16 protein-coding genes and 1 pseudogene are annotated in these 17798 nt (G+C 70.8%); 6 read left to right on the forward strand and 11 right to left on the reverse strand.

Translation table 11 applies throughout. The features are described 5' to 3' along the window. Positions 1 to 27 precede the first annotated feature (27 nt). A complete protein-coding gene (locus tag ACHAAJ_RS06785; protein ID WP_435727236.1) occupies positions 28 to 2388 on the forward strand; it encodes a DEAD/DEAH box helicase in 2361 nt (786 codons plus the stop codon). Here the strand turns inward: ACHAAJ_RS06785 and ACHAAJ_RS06790 are convergent. From ACHAAJ_RS06790 to ssd, 7 genes are all read right to left on the reverse strand, one after another. After that, positions 2385 to 2849 (reverse strand): Rv3654c family TadE-like protein, encoded by a 465-nt coding sequence (locus ACHAAJ_RS06790; protein ID WP_435727237.1) that lies wholly within the window; start codon positions 2847 to 2849, stop codon positions 2385 to 2387. The two genes, ACHAAJ_RS06785 and ACHAAJ_RS06790, sit on opposite strands and share 4 nt — an antisense overlap. Continuing rightward, on the reverse strand, positions 2836 to 3237 hold the full coding sequence (locus tag ACHAAJ_RS06795) for a TadE family type IV pilus minor pilin (RefSeq protein WP_435727238.1): 402 nt from the start codon (positions 3235 to 3237) through the stop codon (positions 2836 to 2838). The genes ACHAAJ_RS06790 and ACHAAJ_RS06795 overlap by 14 nt, the downstream gene beginning before the upstream one ends. A gap of 11 nt (positions 3238 to 3248) precedes the next feature. Further along, on the reverse strand, positions 3249 to 3443 hold the full coding sequence (locus ACHAAJ_RS06800; RefSeq protein ID WP_435727239.1) for a DUF4244 domain-containing protein: 195 nt from the start codon (positions 3441 to 3443) through the stop codon (positions 3249 to 3251). A gap of 141 nt (positions 3444 to 3584) precedes the next feature. Continuing rightward, positions 3585 to 4184 (reverse strand): type II secretion system F family protein, encoded by a 600-nt coding sequence (locus tag ACHAAJ_RS06805; RefSeq protein ID WP_435727348.1) that lies wholly within the window; start codon positions 4182 to 4184, stop codon positions 3585 to 3587. Next, positions 4184 to 4504 (reverse strand): type II secretion system F family protein, encoded by a 321-nt coding sequence (locus ACHAAJ_RS06810; RefSeq protein ID WP_435727240.1) that lies wholly within the window; start codon positions 4502 to 4504, stop codon positions 4184 to 4186. Before ACHAAJ_RS06810 ends, ACHAAJ_RS06805 begins: the two co-directional genes overlap by 1 nt. 488 nt (positions 4505 to 4992) lie before the next feature. Next, positions 4993 to 6252 (reverse strand): TadA family conjugal transfer-associated ATPase, encoded by a 1260-nt coding sequence (locus tag ACHAAJ_RS06815; RefSeq protein ID WP_435727241.1) that lies wholly within the window; start codon positions 6250 to 6252, stop codon positions 4993 to 4995. Further along, positions 6249 to 7514: a septum site-determining protein Ssd gene (ssd, locus tag ACHAAJ_RS06820; RefSeq protein WP_435727242.1), complete on the reverse strand. Its 1266-nt coding sequence runs from the start codon at positions 7512 to 7514 to the stop codon at positions 6249 to 6251. Before ssd ends, ACHAAJ_RS06815 begins: the two co-directional genes overlap by 4 nt. A gap of 137 nt (positions 7515 to 7651) precedes the next feature. On the opposite strand from ssd, the gene ACHAAJ_RS06825 reads away from it, so the two are divergent. Both ACHAAJ_RS06825 and ACHAAJ_RS15665 read left to right on the forward strand, forming a co-directional pair. Further along, positions 7652 to 9364: a bifunctional 3'-5' exonuclease/DNA polymerase gene (locus ACHAAJ_RS06825; RefSeq protein ID WP_435727243.1), complete on the forward strand. Its 1713-nt coding sequence runs from the start codon at positions 7652 to 7654 to the stop codon at positions 9362 to 9364. Between the two features lie 230 nt (positions 9365 to 9594). Next, positions 9595 to 10224, forward strand: a pseudogene (locus ACHAAJ_RS15665) (WXG100-like domain-containing protein); the annotation flags it as partial. Between the two features lie 284 nt (positions 10225 to 10508). Here ACHAAJ_RS15665 and ACHAAJ_RS06830 read toward each other — a convergent pair. Genes ACHAAJ_RS06830 through ACHAAJ_RS06840 form a run of 3 tightly spaced genes read right to left on the reverse strand, consistent with a single transcriptional unit; the run spans position 10509 to position 12959 of the window. Beyond that, positions 10509 to 11210, reverse strand: coding sequence for an NUDIX hydrolase (locus ACHAAJ_RS06830; RefSeq protein WP_435727244.1), 702 nt, complete (start codon positions 11208 to 11210; stop codon positions 10509 to 10511). Next, entirely contained in the window at positions 11207 to 12034 is an 828-nt protein-coding gene (gene nth / locus ACHAAJ_RS06835; protein WP_435727245.1) for an endonuclease III, read from the reverse strand. The genes ACHAAJ_RS06830 and nth overlap by 4 nt, the downstream gene beginning before the upstream one ends. Further along, positions 11985 to 12959 carry a hypothetical protein gene (locus ACHAAJ_RS06840; protein WP_435727246.1) on the reverse strand — a complete coding sequence of 325 codons (975 nt, stop codon included), beginning with the start codon at positions 12957 to 12959 and terminating at the stop codon, positions 11985 to 11987. The genes nth and ACHAAJ_RS06840 overlap by 50 nt, the downstream gene beginning before the upstream one ends. Positions 12960 to 13202: 243 nt before the next feature. Here ACHAAJ_RS06840 and acs point away from each other — a divergent pair, with 243 nt between their 5' ends. Next, positions 13203 to 15188 carry an acetate--CoA ligase gene (acs, locus tag ACHAAJ_RS06845; protein ID WP_435727247.1) on the forward strand — a complete coding sequence of 662 codons (1986 nt, stop codon included), beginning with the start codon at positions 13203 to 13205 and terminating at the stop codon, positions 15186 to 15188. 64 nt (positions 15189 to 15252) lie between these two features. Further along, positions 15253 to 15705 carry a type II 3-dehydroquinate dehydratase gene (gene aroQ / locus ACHAAJ_RS06850; protein ID WP_435727248.1) on the forward strand — a complete coding sequence of 151 codons (453 nt, stop codon included), beginning with the start codon at positions 15253 to 15255 and terminating at the stop codon, positions 15703 to 15705. On the opposite strand, the gene ACHAAJ_RS06855 is transcribed toward aroQ, so the two are convergent. After that, a complete protein-coding gene (locus ACHAAJ_RS06855; protein ID WP_435727249.1) occupies positions 15695 to 16882 on the reverse strand; it encodes a MarP family serine protease in 1188 nt (395 codons plus the stop codon). The two genes, aroQ and ACHAAJ_RS06855, sit on opposite strands and share 11 nt — an antisense overlap. A 208-nt stretch (positions 16883 to 17090) precedes the next feature. On the opposite strand from ACHAAJ_RS06855, the gene ACHAAJ_RS06860 reads away from it, so the two are divergent. Further along, entirely contained in the window at positions 17091 to 17768 is a 678-nt protein-coding gene (locus ACHAAJ_RS06860; RefSeq protein WP_435727250.1) for a Crp/Fnr family transcriptional regulator, read from the forward strand. Positions 17769 to 17798: the final 30 nt, after the last annotated feature.

Below are 17798 nucleotides of genomic sequence, written 5' to 3' on the forward strand. Positions count from 1 at the left end.
GTCCGTACCGGGTGCCAGAATGATGCGGTGACAGATTTCCGCACGCTGGTCCCGCTGCTCGGCCACGGCTCCGATCCCGAGGCCCTGCGCCACCTGCGGATTCTGCCTGCCCGCGACGCCGTCCACGGCCCCTGGCCCGAGTGGGTGCATCCGGACGTGGTGGAGGCCTACGGCCGTCTGGGCGTCCAGGAGCCGTGGCTCCACCAGGTCCAGGCCGCGATGTCGGCGCACGACGGGCACCACACGATCGTCTCGACCGGCACGGCCTCCGGGAAGTCGCTGGCCTACCAGCTCCCCGCGGTCGACGCCATCCACCGCTCCGTGTTGGAGGGATCGGTCACGCTGGAGGCCAGCGGCGCCGTCGTCCTGTATCTGTCGCCGACCAAGGCGCTCGCGGCGGACCAACTGACCGCGCTCAACGCGCTGGGGCTGAAAAGCGTCAGGGCTTCGACGTACGACGGCGACACCGAAGCCGGCGAGCGCCGGTGGATCCGGGACAACGCGAACTTCGTGCTCGCGAACCCGGACATGCTCCACTTCGGCATCCTTCCCAACCATCCGTGGTGGGCGCGCTTTTTCCGCCGGCTTTCCTACGTGGTGATCGACGAGGCGCACAGCTACCGCGGCGTCTTCGGCGCCCATGTGGCGAACCTGCTCCGCAGGCTGCGCCGTATCTGCACGCACTACGGAGCGGATCCGGTGTTCATCGGAGCCTCGGCGACGAGCGCCGATCCGGAGGAGTCGTTCGGCCGTTTGATCGGTGCGCCGGTACGGGCAGTGACCACCGACTTCTCGCCGCACGGCGAGACGGCCGTCGCCCTGTGGGAGCCGCCGCTGACGGAGGCCCGCGGCGAAAACGGTGCGCCGCGCCGGCGTACGGCCATCGCCGAGACCTCGAACCTGCTGGCCAACCTGGTGTGCTCGCAGGTGCGCACCATCGCCTTCATCAAGTCGCGCCGGGGCGCCGAAACGATCTCCACCATGGCTCAGCGCCATGTCGACGAGGTCCACCCGAGCCTGCCGGGACGCATCGCGGCCTACCGTTCCGGTTACCTGCCCGAGGAACGCCGCGAACTGGAGCGGCGGCTGCGCAACGGCGAGCTTCTCGGCATCGCCTCGACGTCGGCACTGGAACTCGGCATCGACATCGCGGGCCTCGACGCGGTTCTGGTGGCCGGCTGGCCGGGCACGCGCGCATCCTTCTTCCAACAGATCGGACGGGCCGGTCGGGCCGGGCAGAACGCTCTCGCGGCGTTCGTGGCCAGCGACGACCCGCTGGACACGTACCTCGTCAACCATCCCGAGGCGATCTTCGATATCAGCGTCGAGGCGACGGTGCTGGATCCCGCCAATCCGTATGTGCTGGGGCCGCACCTGTGCGCGGCGGCGGCGGAGCAACCGCTGCGGCCCGAAGAGGCCGCGCTGTTCGGCCCGACCGCCGCGGGGTTGCTGGATTCCCTGGTCGAGCGGGGCTACCTGCGGCGCAGGCCCTCCGGCTGGTTCTGGACCCATCCGGAGAGCGCCGCGTCCATGGTGAACCTGCGCGCCGATGGCGGCGGGCCGATGAGCATCATCGATTCGGAAACGGGATCGCTGCTGGGGACCATGGACTCCCCCCAAACCCACTACCAGGCCCACACCGGGGCCATTTACGTGCACCAGGGAGCCAGCTATCTGGTGGACGAGCTGAACGAGGAGGACCACTGCGTCCTGGTCCACCGCGCGGCCCCGGACTTCTACACGCAGGCCCGGGACATCACCACCGTCGAGGTCCTGGAGACGCTCCGGACTCAAGGGTGGGGAGAGGTGACCGCGCACTTCGGCGAGGTCCGGGTGACGACGCAGGTGGTCTCCTTCCAGCGGAAGGCACTGATCAGCAACGAGATCCTGGGCGAGGAGCCGCTCGATCTCGGCGCCCGCGACCTGTTCACTAAGGCGGTGTGGTTCACGGTCCCCGAAAGGAGGCTGGTTTCGGCCGGGATCGTCCCCGGCTCGATCCCCGGCGCCCTTCATGCGGCCGAACACGCGGCGATCGGCCTGTTGCCGCTGGTCGCGTCCAGCGACCGCTGGGACATCGGCGGCGTGTCCACGGCCCTGCACGCCGACACGGAGATGCCCACCATCTTCGTGTACGACGGCCACGCCGGCGGTGCGGGATTCGTCGAGCGCGGATACGAGCGCGCCACCACGTGGCTGGGTGCGACACGCGACGCGATCTCGGCATGCGAGTGCGACGCCGGCTGTCCGTCCTGTGTGCAGTCGCCGAAATGCGGAAACAAGAACAACCCGCTGGACAAGAACGGGGCCGTGTCGCTGATCGGATCCCTGCTCAGGAACGCGCCACGCGCCCGAAGCCTTGGGGCACGGCGGGACCGCAACCCGCATTAGCTGGCGGGAGGACGCCAGGGCTGCGGTGGCGGGCCGGCCCGCGACCTCCCCTCTGCGCGCACACCCAGCCGCTCCATCCATCCCCAGCCGGCGGCCGGTTCGACCCGCGTGCGGATGTCGACGATGTCGCCCGTCGGCCCCGTGCGCTGGCACAGGATCAGAAGCGCCCCGTTCCGCGCCGCCGTCTGCGCGGCGACGGCGCAAGGATCGCCCGTGGTGAGTCCGCGGGCGGCGTCGGCCGCAGCGAGCGCGGCCAGGTCCGACGCCGTCGCGGCCCGACCCGCCGCCGCGGCAGCCTGGGTGACGGCCAAGATCGCGACGAGTCCGAGGCAGAGCGCGGCCACCAGAGCGAGCACCAGGGCGGTGCCCGCGCCCCTCTCGCCAGGGCCGTCCGCGCTGTCCGCCGCGTCCGTCCGGGCATGCGGGCGGACGGGTCCCTCGGGCGCGCTACGGGAGCACATGCCCCGCACCCTGTCCTCCCTCGGCGTCCCCGCCCGTTTCGGCTCGGGCTTCCGCCTCGGCGGTCAGAACGAGGAGTCCCGAGACTCCGCCTCCGCCGAGCACGGGCAGCCACGAATCCGCGGACACCCGAACCCGGCGGAACTCGGTGCCACCGCCGACGGTGACGGCCGCACCGTCTCCGGCCAGCCGTCTGGCAGTCCGGACGGCGGTCGCGTCGCTTTCCCCTCGTGCCAATTCACGCGCAGCGGCGCGGGCCGCCTGTTCGATGCGCACCTGCGTGGCACCGGCGGCTCCGACGCCCAGCGAAACCACCAACAGGCCGGCGACCGCGGGCAGCAGCACGGCGACCTCCGCCGTGCTGCTCCCGCGTTGCCTCCAGTGGTCCACCGGGCCGGCCCCTAGTACGACAGTGCCTGGCGGACCAGGCCCATCAGGAGTTCGCGGACGTCGCCGCTGCTCAGAATGGTGACAAGCAGGCCGGCGAACCCGACCGCCGCCAATGTGACGATGGCGAACTCGGCCGTGGCAATACCTTCCTCATTCGCCTCGGCGGCATGCGGCCGCTGGTCGTGTTCCTGGCTAATGTGCTCCATGTGCGTGCTCCTCGTCGTTCGTCACGGTCCCGCACCGGGACCTTCCTCCAGCATCCGCGGGCGTGCGCCGGCATTTCGGTCCATCCGCCAAATTCTGGATGAGCAGGGAGGTCGCGGGCATGTTGGGGGGAAGTCGGTTCGCTACCCGAGGTCCGGGAGCAGGGAAATGACCACTGGAACGATGCCCAGGCAGATGAAGGCCGGAAGCGCGCACACACCCAGCGGCAGAACGAGTCGAACGCCGAGCTCGGCAGCGCGACGTTCCGCTTCGCGGATGTCGGAGCGGCGTCGCTGATCGGCGGCGGCGTTCAAAAGCGCCGCGGTGGCCGCGCCCGTCAGGTGCGAGAACGCGAGCGCGTCCCCCAACGACGCCAGCGGCTCCGGTACCTGTGCCCATGCCCTTCCCCACGGCAAGGACAGGTCCAGCGAGCGCACGACAGTGTGGAGGGCTCCACAGCCCGGCACCTCGCGGGCGAGCACCGCCAGCACGCCAGTGACGGGCAGCCCCGCCTGGAGCAGCATGGCGCTCAAATCCAGGACGAGGGCTGTGTCGTCCTCCGCCAAAACCTCTTCGCCCGGGGCGCTCTGCCGGCCTCCGCGAACGCCCGTCCCCGATGGACCGCCGACTCCGCCGGCGAGAGGATGGGCCGGCGCCTCATTTCTGTGGCGACGCCGAGCAATCCCGTTGGCCAGCACCAGCCACACCGCGAGTGCGGCGGTGAGCGACGCGACCAGGACCATCACCTGCGGCCCCCGGAGACCGCTGCGCCCGCGACCAGGCGCCGGCCCCAGGCGCGGTTTGCCCACCACAGTGCCATGCCCGCAACCAGACAGAGGCGACCGGCCGGATGCAGCGTGAGAACCGCCAACGGTTCCGCGCCGACCAGCTGTGCGAGTCCCAATCCGAACACCGGCAGCCAGGCCAGCATGCGCTGCGTCGCGCGCGGTCCGGCCAGGGCCGATTCCAGGGCCAGACGCCGGTCCTCGCTCGATTCGAGTTGGCCCGCAAGACGCTCGAGCAGGTCCGAAAGCGCGGCCCCCGTCGTCTCCGAGAGGCGCACGCACCAAAGCAGTCGAACCCAGATGCGCGAGTGTCCCCCGGGTTGCGCCCGGACGTGCCGTTCTATTCCGGAGGACGGGGCCAAACCCATCTCATGGGCGCTGCGTGCCGCGCGGCAGGCGGCGAGTATGTCCCCGGCCGGACCGGCCTCCGCCGCTGGTCGCGGATCCGGGTACAGTCCACCCCACGTCTCCCCGAGGAGCGCCCATGCTTCGGCGGGCGTGCGGCCGGAACGCAGTAAGGACGCCAACTGGCGCAGAGCACGAACATGCTGGTCGGCCGGCATCGCCGGCGTTCGCCAACGACCGCGACCGTCGACGACCGCGCGGACAACCCTCCGCCAACGCGCCGCTTCCCCGTCTCCCCCGGTGCGGTGAACGTGCGTGTGCCCGGTGCCCACTCCGCGCGCTCGCGGCCCTCCCTCGAAACGCCGCGTCGCGGTTGGCAACGCGCACCAGACGCCCACGCCGGACAGCAGCGCGGCCACGATCACCACTTCCACGGAACGGACCTCGCGATCAGCTCGTCGCGGAGCCAGGGCGCAGCCGGACCGTAGCGGATGCCGCAGGCGTCATCCGCCTCCGCCACCACTTCGGTGTCCAGGGACGGCCCCGGCGCCGGCTTTATGCGGCTCAGGCGGACCGGTCCCCGCTGCCCGTCGGCGCGGGCCACGTGCACCACCAGGTCCAGCGCGCTTGATGCCTGCACCGCCACCGCCTCGGCGCTCATGCCGGCGAGCGCTCCCATGGCCGCGAGCCGCGCCGGAACCGCTGCCGTGGAGCTGGCATGGATGGTTCCGCCCGCCCCGTCGTGACCCGTGTTCATGGCGGCAAGAAAGTCGCGGATCTCCGAGCCCCGGCACTCGCCAACGACCAACCGGTCCGGCCGCATGCGCAGGGCGTGGCGCACCAGGTCCCCCATGCCGACTTCGCCCGCTCCCTCGATGTTCCCCGCCCGACATTGCAGACCCACCACATGCGGATGGGCCGGTGCGAGCTCCTGCGAATCCTCGACGATCAACAGGCGCTCGGCCGGATCGGCCTCCGCGAGCATGGCACCGAGCAGTGTGGTCTTGCCGGACCCGGTGCCGCCGCTGACCAGGAAGTTGAGCCGCGCGGCGACGATCGCGCGCAGCACGGGGATCCAAGCGTCCGCCCGCGTCCCCGACATCAGCGCGTCCAGCCGCGGCGAAACGGAACTGCGGATGCGCACGGACAACAGCGGTCCTCCGGTGGACACGGGGGGCAGTACCGCATGGATCCTGTACCGCCCCACCACGACGTCGGCAAAAGGCTGGGCATCGTCCAGTCGCCGGCCCCCGGCTGCGGCCAGGCGCACCGCCAGCCGCCGGACATCGTCCGCCTCGGCGAAGCGCATGCCCGTCGCAGCCAGGCCGTTGGTGCCGTCGGACCAGACGAGTCCTTGGGCATCGACCAGGACGTCGGTGGTCCCATCCTCGTCGGCGGCCTCCTGAAGCGGCCCGAGTCCACGGAGGTCCTCCTGCAGGAGCTGGATGACCCTCGCCGCGCTACCGCTGCCGACCACCAGCCCGGAGGCCCGGACCGCCCCGGCCAAGTCGGCGCCGGAGAGCTCGCCCGGTGCCCGCAGTGCACGGTTCCTGACCTCCTCCAAGACGCGTGCGTCTACGGCTTCCGTGGCGGCGTGCGGCCCCGCGGACCAACTCCGGCGGCCATGCCGGCGCGGCCCGCCGGCGGGTTTCGGCGAGTCGGCGGATCCGTCGGGGATCACGCCGCCAGTCCCCTTCGCGGCGCGACCGCCGATGCACGGCATGCGGCCACCAGCGGCCGGAGCATGGCGCGCACATTCCGTCGTCCGAGGCACGACAACAACCGGCCGTCCGCGGCTGCGTTGCGGATCGCCCTCAGGTCGGGAAGGAAACCCGCCGCTTCGAGTCCGGACGCCGAGGCAATGCGCGCCGCGTCGGCCCCCGCCGGGAGCCTACCCGTGACGACCGCCTGCCACCGCAGCGCGTCGACGGCCGGGTCGGGGAACCAACCCGGGGACGCGACCGAGCGGCTCGGCACCACGGCAAGCGCGAGGTCGGCCACGGCCACGAGGGAGGCGTCCAGGCCGGCCACGCGTCCGGCGTCGACCACCACCGCGTCGAAGATTCGCCGCGAGGCGGCCACCACCTCCCCCAGCACGCGGCCGGGAAGCTCACCGCTGGGGCTGCGGTCGGCCCAGGTCAGCACCGCCATGCCCTGGACAACGGGGAGGATCTCGGCCAACTGCGAAGGGGCCACCTGGCCGCGCGACAGCGCGAGGTCCTCCCACCCCACCGTGCCCGACGCAGCGGGCCGGAGCATGGGCCACAGACCGGGGCTGTGTGGATCGGCGTCGATGAGCAGCGTGCGCTGTCCCTCGAGCGTGGCGGCGGCCGCGGTCAGCGCCGCGATTGTGGTCGTGCCCGCCCCGCCGGCAGTTCCGGCCACCAGCAACACGCGACCGGGACCCCGACGTAGGCCAAGTTCGCCCAGGAACTCACCCAGCCACGCCGCTGCCCTCGGCAGGACGGCCACGCGTGCCCCGGGCCGGCGCGCCGCCGCTTTCCACAGACCGTCCTCAGATTCCGCATAACCCACCAGGATGACGGTCCCGGCCCCTCGCTGAGCCGTCTCAGCGTCCGCGGCATCCGGACCCAGAAGGATGACGCCCCCGGGATCCGGCCGGCCCAAGGAAGGACCGCGCGCGACGTGCAGGACTGCGCCGGCCGCCGCGGCGACGAGTGCCACATGGTCCGCCAGTGCCTCGTCACGGGTCACGAGCAGGCAGTCCCCGGCCGTCCGCGTGCCCGAACCGGAGGTGTCCGCGGGGGGCTGATCCGCGCTGCCGGCATCGGGTTCGGGAAACGGACCAACGGTTGCGCCGTGTCCGGTTCCGTGTCTGGATCCGGCCCCAGGGCCCGGGCCCGTCGTCGACGCCGATGCGCCGGCCTGCGCTCCGCCTCCGCGCGGGTGCGGATTGGCCACGAATCTCATCGGTTCCCTCATGGATCCAGCCTTGCCCGGTTTGCCTGGCCCGGAGGTTCGTCTTCGCGCATTGTGGATAACGCGCGTCCGGCAGGGTTCCGCCGTGTTCCTGTGGAGGCCGGGTCGGGGTCCCGTGGCGATGCTGACAGAATGGGCCGGTGCCCCGATACGCCCTCCTGGCGACCCATTCCACCGGCCAGCCCGCCCCCGAGGCCGGTGCGGCCACCGCCGTCGTGCAGTTCGTCGACGCTCAGGCGGAGCCGGAAGGGCCCGCCATATTGGTTTTCCGCGACCAGCTCCCGGCGGTCGTGGCCGACATCGAGGCACGTGGCGTGCGCTGGGTCTGGGAAAGCACCGTGGACTGGTACCCGCGGCTGCTCGCCGCGGGCAGCCGCGTGGAACGGGCCCACGACCTGACGCTCTGCCGCAACATCATCAGGCACTCCACCTCGACACTGGACACCGGCTATGTTCGCGCCTTGCGCCGGGAAGCGGCCCCCGCCACGGGCGCCGAGCCGCCGCAGGCCCTCCTGCCGCCCCGTCCGCCGGAAAACCAGGGCACGCTGTTCGAGGAGCCCAAAGCGGCCGGCGGGTCCGCAGAGACTCTCGCCCAAGAATTCGCGGACCAGCTGGCCGCGGTGCCGCGGAGTCTCCGGGGACGCCGGCTCCAACTGTTGCTTGCCGCGGAGTCCGCGGGCGCGCTGGCCGCGTCCGAGATGCAGCACCACGGCATCCCGTGGAGGCGCGACATCCACGAGGCTCTCCTGCTGGAGGCGCTGGGACCCCGGACCGCGCCCGGCATCCGGCCCGCGCGGCTCGAGGATGCTGCCCGCGAACTCAGGACCTCGCTCAACGCGCCGGCGCTGAATCCCGATTCGTCCCAGGAGCTGCTCCGCGCACTGCATCGGGCCGGCATCAATGCCAAGAGCACCAGCCAGTGGGAGCTTCAGGAGTTCAGCCATCCCGCGCTCGATCCGCTGGCGCGGTACAAGAAGCTGTCGCGGCTGCTCACGGCGAACGGATGGACGTGGCTGGACGCGTGGGTCGCCGACGGCCGGTTCCGGCCCGAGTACGTCGTCGGCGGCGTCGTGACCGGCCGCTGGTCATCGCGTGGCGGCGGTGCGATGCAGATACCGCACACCGTCCGCGACGCGGCCCGCGCGGACCCCTGCCACCGGTTGGTGGTGGCCGACGCCGCGCAGCTGGAACCGCGGATCCTGGCGGTCCTCGCCAACGACGACGCGCTCGCGGACGCGGCCCGCGGCCGGGACCTCTACCAGGGGATTGCCGACCTCGGGTTCGGCGGGGACCGGGCCAGCGCAAAAGTCGCCATGCTGGGTGCGATGTACGGTGCCACGACCGGAGAGGCCGGACGTCTGATGCCGCAGCTCACGCGCACGTTCCCCAAGGCGGTGGAGGTGGTCGAACACGCCGCCCGGGTGGGCGAGGCCGGAGGGACGGTCTGTACGTTTCTGGGCCGATGTTCCCCGCCGGCGTCCGAGGCGTGGCTGGCCGCCCAACGGACGTCCGACGCCGAAGAGCAGCGGCGTGCCGACCAAATGGCACGCACCCGCGGACGCTTCACCCGCAACTTCGTGGTCCAGGGCACCGCCGCGGAATGGGCCCTGTGCTGGCTGGGCGAGCTGCGCCGCCGCCTCCATGCCGAGCGCCTGTCGGGGAGGGACACCGGCGGGCTGGCCTTCTTCCTGCACGACGAAGTGGTCCTGCATGTTCCGACCGGTCGCGCCGAGGCCGCGGCCGGAATCGCCCAGGACGCCGCCACGGCCGCCGCGGAGTTGATGTTCGGCCGAACGCCCGTGGAGTTCCCGGTGGGCGTGGCCGTCGTCGAGTCCTACGCGAACGCCAAGTAGTGTCCCGCGCCGGGTTATCCACAATCCCGACGACCGGGGCGGCCACTCCCCACCGATGCGCCTAGGCTCGGTTCCGGGCCCACGGTGGGCGCGGTGGGGAGGAAGCATTGGCACAACTGGCGATCGATCCGGCGGCCTTGTACGACGCCGGCAAAACGACGGCGCGGCTGGTCGGCGAGCTCGACGCCGCGGCGTCGGCGTCCCTCGGCGGGCTTGGGGGCACCCTCGGCATGGCGGGTACCGACGAGACCGGCCGCGACTTTGCGACTTCCTACGACGACGCCGCGGCCGCCGTGTTCGCCGGTCTGGACTGCGCGGCGGCAACCCTCGCGGGATTGGCCGAGGCCCAATTCCTCTGCGCGGCGGTGTACTCCGCGGTCGAGGCCGCCAACGCCGGCGTCGAACCGGTCCCCCGGTCAGTGCCCGCCGTGGGGCGCCCCGCACCCCGACCCTCCCCGCCACCTCGTGCCGCCGGGGCGCCGGTGATCGGCGAAGCCGTACTGCACCAGTGGGTGCTGGACATGAGCGGCGTCGTGTGGCCCGGCGCCTCACCGGTCCTGCTGCGGGCAGCGGCCGATGTCTGGGAACACGCGGGCGGCCGGCTTCGGTCGCTGGCCTGCTCACACCCGCCCGGCGCCATCCGGCAGCTGTCCGGTTGCGCATCCGCCGATACGAGATTGATCGCCGATGCCCTGCGGCTCGGGGCCGAGGACATCCATACGCTCGCCGACGTCTGCCAGGCTCTCGGGGAGTCGTGCGCGGAATTCGCCGGGCACGTGGACGCGGCGCATCAGGAGGTCCGAAACGAAGTGCTGCAGGTGGCCGTCGCGAGCGCCGCCGTCGCGTGCGTATCTGCCCTCGCCGCATCACTGACCGTCGGCGTTTCGGTCGGCGTGGGCGCCGTGGTGTCGGCCGCGCGCCTCACATTCGTCGCCGCCCGGCTCGGAGCCATAGTGCAGCGTTTGGCGCGGCTCGGCGCAGCGGCGTCCGGGCGTCTGCGGCCGTTGGCCGCGCAATGCCGGTCTCTCGGCCGTCCGGCCACCCGGTCGGTCCGTGCCGTGGTTGGCGGCACGGCAACGCGCGTGCGCCACGCCCCGCCTCGGTGGGCCGGGGGGGCGCGCCTGCCGCCGGGAAACGCAGGCTTTCAGATGCGGGGAGGCGCTAGTTCCACGGTCTCGTCCCACGGTTGCGTCCAGCCGAGTTCGTCGAACAGCCGGGACAGCACGACGCCGGTGAACCCCCAGATCAGTTCGCCGTCCACGACGAACGCCGGCGACGAATGGCGCCGGCCGTCCCTCCTCAACACCACGGTCCCCCGCTTCCCCGGGTCGAGGAGGTCCGCGACGGGCACGCGGAACACCTTGGCCGACTCGCCGGGATCGACCACGAATACCTCGGACGGCCTGGCCCACCAGCCGACAACGGGCGTCACCAGGAAATTGGTGACGGGCAGCTCGGCATCGGGCAGGACCCCCAGAACCTCCACGCCCCCCGGATCAAGGCCCGTTTCCTCCTCGGCCTCACGGAGCGCCGCCGCGATCCGCGAGGCGTCGGTATCGTCCACGGCGCCGCCGGGGAAGGCAATCTGGCCGGGGTGCTGGCGCAGGGTGTCGGCCCGCTGGACGAACAGCACGTCGAGATCGGCGGGGACGGCCGTCGATCCGTGCCGGGCCGGCACGTCATCGAGGCGCCCGAACAGGATCAGCACGGCGGCCCGCCGAGCCTCGGCGACGTCCATCTCGCGGAATATCCAGGAGTCCGGCATCGCGGTGGTCCCTTCGGCGCCGGCATCCAGGGCCTGTCGGCGCCGTGCGACCACCGCTTCGAGCTCCGCGCGGGCGCTCACGCGTCCAGCCCGTGGCCCAGCGCGCGCAACTCCCGGCGCGTCTTGCCAGCCCTCATCAACTCGAGTAACTCGGTGCGGGCCGGCGACAGCTCGTATTTCAGCAATTTCGCGGCGGCGACGGGATCCGTTTCACCCTCGCCGTAGGAGGGGCAAAGGTTGGCGACGGGGCAGGCCCCACAGGCGGGTTTGCGCGCATGGCACACGCGGCGTCCGTGGAAGACCACCCGGTGGGACAGCATGGTCCAGTCCTTCGGTTCGAACAAGACCCCGACGGCGTGCTCGACCTTCACGGGATCGGTCTCCCGGGTCCATTCGAAGCGCCTGGCCAATCGGCCGAAGTGCGTGTCCACGGTGATCCCCGGAACACCGAAGGCGTTGCCAAGCACCACGTTCGCGGTCTTCCGGCCCACGCCCGCCAGCGTGACCAGGTCCTCGAGGCGTCCCGGGACGACGCCGTCGTACTCGTCCACGACCCGGCGGGCGAGCGCCCGGAGGTTCTCGGACTTGGCCCGGAAGAATCCCGTCGGCCGGATGAGGTCCTGGAGCTCCGCCGAATCAGCCTCCGCCAGTGCGCGGGCATCCGGATAGCGGGCGAAGAGCTCCGGCGTCGTGGCGTTGACGCGGACGTCCGTGGTCTGTGCCGAGAGGACGGTCGCCACGAGAAGTTCGAAGGCGTTGTCGAAGTCCAGCTCGGGAACGGCGTACGGATAGGCGTCCGCCAGAAGACGGTTGATCCGCCGTGCCCGCCGTTTGAGCGCGAGGGTGGATTCCGCGCTAGGCACGTTCGACGTTCGCGAGATCCCGCAGCACGCCGATCCTGCCATCGGTGTCTTGGATCAGATACTCGTGGCCGCGGTCTTCCAGGGCCAGGATCCACGACCCGGGTTCGGCCGTGAAGACCGTTCTGCCGGTGTCCTCGTCGACGACCTCCCGCGGCCGCGGGACGGCGAACCAGAACGCCTGGTAGGAGTGTTCCTCGTCCGCACCACGGCTGGCCTCGAACGGCTCGTCGTCGTCAGGGGAAGCGGCCGCGTCGGGGGCGGATGCGAGCGCCGCTTCGTCGGGGGACGTCGCCACCTCCTCGCGGCGCGGTTGGGCCGACGCCGGAACCGCCTCGTGCTGGCCGGTAGCCGCGGACGGCCCGACGGGCTCGGTCGCGGTGCCCACGGTGGAGTCGACCGTGGGCGGCCAGGTGGCGGCTGCCGCCTTCGGATCGGATGCACCTATCGCCGGCGCATCCGCGCGGCCCGCCCGGGGTGTCACCGGGCTCGCCGCGCGGACCGGGCGCGTCAGCAGTGGGCCGTCGCCCGGCTCGAAGTCGGCTGCGAACCCGGGAATCACCGGCGCCGTCGTCGTTCCGGCCAGAAGCGCCAAGGCCCCGACCAGGCCGAGCAGGAATCCCGCGTTCATCGACATCACGGTGCCGAGAAAAAAGTAGACGACCGTCAATACGGCCACGACGGAGCCGAGCTGGTCCAGCGTCAGCGATCCCACCACCACGCGCCGGCGTCCACTCAGACGCCTCCAAGCGAACGCGCCGGCGATCAGCATCGGCAGGGCCAGGGAGAGGAATTGATTGAAGACCATGGAGCTGAATAGCCACAGGTTCACGAAAGTGCCCGCCACCTGGAAGGGCAGGACGGACCCGAGCAACAGCAGGACGCCGCCGGCCATCACCACCACCTCGCGCAGCGTGAACGGCCCGGCGAGCGCAGTGGCGGACGCGTGGTCCTGGTCGGTTTGGTACACGATGGTGACTCCTTCTCCCGCCTCACGGCGGTCCACATAAGGGCTTCTCGCCCCAGCTTAACGGCGCTGGCGCGCCCCGGCACCACCGCCGCCGCCCGTGGCGTCCGCCCGAGGGGCCCCGTCCGACCGCTTACCGCAGAATCGGTGCGCTTCACGGCCGTGCCTGTGAGCGACGACACCACACGCCACGGGACGCCTGTAACCTGAATCACAGCACAAGATTCCGTTCCGAAAGGACCCCCCGTGTCTGAAACACATGCCTCAGCCCTGGACAACCTGCTGCACGAGGAACGCCGGTTCGCGCCCAGCGCCGACTTCGCAGGCAACGCGGTCGCCAGCGCCTCCCTCTATGAGCGTGCTGCAGCCGACCGGCTCGGCTATTGGGCGGACCGAGCCCGCGAAATGCTCACCTGGGACACCGAATTCACGGAGGCCCTCGACTGGTCCGGCGCACCCGTGGCCAAGTGGTTCGTCGGCGGGACGGTCAACGCCGCGTACAACGCCCTGGACCGCCACGTCGAGGCCGGGAACGGCGACCGCGTGGCCATCCATTTCGAAGGCGCCATGGGAGACACCCGCAGCTACACATACGCGGAGCTGACGGACGAGGTGAAAAAGGCAGCCAACGCGTTCGAATCACTCGGCGTCTCCAAGGGAGACCGTGTGGCCGTCTACCTTCCGATGATTCCGGAGGCGGTCATCACGATGCTGGCCTGCGCCCGCATCGGCGCCGTCCACTCCGTGGTGTTCGGCGGGTTCTCCGCCGACGCCCTGCGCTCCCGCATCGACGACGCCGAGGCGAAGCTGGTCGTCACCGCCGACGGCACTTGGCGCCGCGGCAAGCCGAGCCCGCTGAAGCCGGCCGTGGACGAATCCCTCGCCGCGGACGGCCACAGCGTGGACAACGTCCTGGTGGTCAAGCGCAACGGCGAGGACGTCGCCTGGAACGACGGGCTGGACAAGTGGTGGGACGACGTCGTGGGGTCCGCCTCGAGAGAGCACACAGCGGTGGCCCACGATTCCGAGCACCCGCTCTTTGTCCTCTACACCTCAGGCACCACGGGCAAGCCCAAGGGCATCGTGCACACGACGGGCGGGTTCCTGACGCAGACGGCGGCCACCCACAAGGACACCTTCGACCTGCACGCCGAGACGGACGTCTACTGGTGCACGGCGGACATCGGCTGGGTCACCGGCCATTCGTACGTCGCCTACGCCCCCCTGGTCAACGGTTCCACCCAGGTCATCTTCGAGGGAACCCCGGACGCGCCGCACCGCGGCCGCTGGTGGGAGATCGTGGAGAAGTACGGCGTCACCATCCTCTACACGGCGCCCACCGCCATCCGCACCATGATGAAGTGGGGACGCGAGATACCGGACGGCTACGATCTCTCCTCGCTGCGGGTGCTCGGTTCCGTCGGGGAACCCATCAACCCCGAGGCATGGATGTGGTACCGCGACGTCATCGGCACCAACGGCGGGAAGAACGGCGAGCGCAAGGAACACCCCACCCCTATCGTGGACACGTGGTGGCAAACCGAAACCGGCGCACACATGATCGCCCCGTTGCCGGGCGTCACCGAGACGAAGCCGGGCTCCGCGCAGGTTGCCGTCCCCGGTATCACGGTGGACGTCGTCGACGAGGCCGGGGCGTCGGTCGGCAACGGCGAGGGCGGCTACCTGGTCATCCGCGACCCGTGGCCGTCGATGCTGCGCGGCATCTGGGGCGACATGGACCGCTACCGCGAGACGTACTGGTCGCGCTTCGAGAACATGTACTTCGCCGGCGACGGCGCCAAGAAGGACGAGGACGGCGACATCTGGCTCCTCGGCCGCGTCGACGATGTCATGAACGTCTCCGGGCACCGCCTCTCCACCACGGAAATCGAATCCGCGCTCGTGTCCCACCCGCTCGTGGCCGAGTCCGCCGTCGTCGGCGCCAAGGACGAGACGACCGGCGAGGCGATCGTCGCGTTCGTGATCCTGCGCGGAGAACCGGCCGAGGGTCCCGACGTCGTGCAGATCCTGCGCGACCACGTCGCCAAGGAGATCGGCCCCATCGCCAAACCGAAGGTCGTGCTCGTCGTCCCCGAGCTGCCGAAGACCCGCTCGGGTAAGATCATGCGCCGCCTGCTCAAGGACGTCGCCGAGGGACGCGACGTCGGCGACGCGTCCACGTTGGCCGACAACACCGTGATGGCCCAGATCGCCGAGTCGCTGCGCAAGTAGCGCGGGCGACCCCGGGAGGGCCCCGGCACCATGGTGCGGGGCCCTCCCGGGGTTTAATGGGGGCATGACTGAAGCCAACGCCGCTCCCCGCAAACTCCTGGTCCTCAACGGGCCCAACCTCAACCTGCTTGGCACGCGCGAGCCGGAGGTTTACGGGCACCAGACGCTCGCCGACGTCGAGGACCTGTGCCGGGCGTCAGCCGCGGACGCGGGGTTCGCGATCGACTTCCTGCAGTCCAACCACGAGGGCGTGCTCATCGACGCGCTCCACGCCGCGCGCGGCCAGGTCGCCGGCGTCGTCTTCAACCCTGGCGCGTTCACACACACCTCGATCGCGCTCGCCGACGCGGTTTCCGGCGTCGAGCTGCCGGTCGTGGAGGTGCACATCTCCAACGTGCACAAGCGCGAGGCCTTCCGCCACCACTCCTACATCTCTCCGGTCGCCGCCGCCGTCATCGTGGGTGCGGGCACCAACGGCTACCGGCTGGCCATCGCCCACCTTGCCGCTAGCTGCTAGAGCACGCCCCGGTGGAAACCGTGTCGATGTAGCCGGCCGCGCCGTCGACCACGGGTTCGACCTCGGTCAGCGACAGCGCGTAGCCCACGTCGAGGTCGCCCTTCGCCTTGGCGAAGACGACGCCGGACAGCCCGCCGTCCTCGTCCAGCAGCGGACCGCCCGAGTTGCCCTGTTCGACGTCGGCGCCCAGCTGGTAGATCTCCAGCGGCGAGGGATCCGCGCCGTAGATGTTGTGGACCATGACCTCGCGCAGCGACTGGACGGTGGCGCCCTGGCTGCTGAAGGGCCCACCGGCCGGATAGCCGAGGAACGCGCCCGTGTCGCCCGTGGACAGGTCCTCGCCGACCGGGATCGGGTTCAGTTCCAGCTCGTCCACCGCCAGCACCGCAAGGTCCGCGACGGAGTCGAAGTAGACGACCCGGGCCGGGAGCGCGCGGCCGTCACGCGTGTTGACGACGGGCTCGCTGATGCCCGAGACGACGTGGGCGTTGGTCACGACCCGGTTGTCGGCCGCGGCGAAACCCGTGCCGGTCTGGTTGACACCGCAGGCGAAAGCCGTGCCGGTGATCTTCACGACGGAATCACCGGCTGACTCCAGCGCGGCGGAATCGGGGGCCGCCTCCGGGGCGACGTCCCGGTCCGTCGGCGCGAAGGGCTCGAGCAGTTCGGGGATGGTCTGTCCCATGACAGTGGAACGGGCCTGGGCCATCAGTGCGGCGACCGGATCCGGCGTCCACGTGCGGATGCTACGGATCACGCCGGACGAGGCGATTGCCTGGGACAGCACCGACACGCCCATCGTGGCCGCGGAAAAGGCGATGGCGGAGACCACGAGCGCCGCGACGGCCGCGTTGGCGATGCCGCCCAGAAGGCGGTCGAAGGATCTGAGGACCTGGAAGTTGAGGCCGAGGCGGATGCGCGCGCCGATGGCGACGCCTATTCCCTGGCCCATCAACATGAGGACGACGGCGGTGGTGACGACCCAGAACAGCCGCCAGCCCGTCTCCGGGACCCAACCGGATACCAGCGGAATGGCGAAGAAGGTGGCCACGCCCCCGGCAAGCAGTCCCGCGATGCCGCCGAGCGTGACGAAAAACCCCTTGCGGAGGCCGGAGACGAAGAAGGTCACGAGGGACACCGCCAGGAGGATATCCAACCCACTGATCCCGTAAAACACGCTCAGACTCCAAACCCGCCGCGGCCGCGATTTCCCTCCGGCCGGTCACGTGCCGGCGCGGTCGCCACGGCTTCAGTCTATGCGGAAACGCCTTCCCCGCCCCGCCCCGATCGCACAAAACCCGCCGTTCACCGTGTGGAAGGTGTCACATGACCTCTGACTACGGCACAATAAGTAAAAGCGCCAACGACACTTGACAGGAGATTTCATGGACATCGAGGTACTTCGCCGGGCCCCACTTTTCACGACGTTGGGCGACGAGGTGTTCTCGGCACTGACCGAGGAACTGACCGAGGTCGACTTGTCCCGCGGGGCGTCCGTCTTCCGCGAGGGCGATCAGGGGGACCAGCTGTACTTCATCGTCTCCGGCAAGATCAAGCTGGGGCGCACCGCCCCGGACGGCCGCGAGAACCTCTTGGCCGTGCTCGGCCCGGGCGAGCTTTTCGGCGAGATGGCGCTGTTCGATCCGAGCCCGCGCAACGCCACGGCGACCGCCGTTTCAGAGACGCGGCTCGCCGGACTGCGCCACGAGAACCTGCGCAAGGTCATTCAGTCCAGCCCCGAGGTGTCCGTGCAGCTGCTGCAGGCGTTGGCGAGGCGCCTGCGCCGCACCAACGAATCCCTGGCCGACCTGGTGTTCTCCGACGTTCCCGGACGCGTGGCCAAGGCACTGCTGGACCTCGCCGACCGTTTCGGACGCCCGGCGACGGACGGCATCCTCGTGGCACACGAGCTCACGCAGGAGGAGCTGGCACAACTGGTCGGCGCGTCCCGTGAAACCGTGAACAAGGCGCTGGCCGAGTTCGTGCAGCGCGGGTGGCTGCGCCTTGAGGCGCGTGCCGTGGTGATCCTCGACATCCAGCGCCTTCGCCAGCGTTCCCGCTAGGCCGGAAACGGCCCCGCTGGCCCAGCACGA

This window comes from Arthrobacter arnarulunnguaqae, assembly GCF_051262515.1.
In the GTDB taxonomy this organism is placed as follows: Bacteria; Actinomycetota; Actinomycetes; order Actinomycetales; family Micrococcaceae; genus Arthrobacter_N.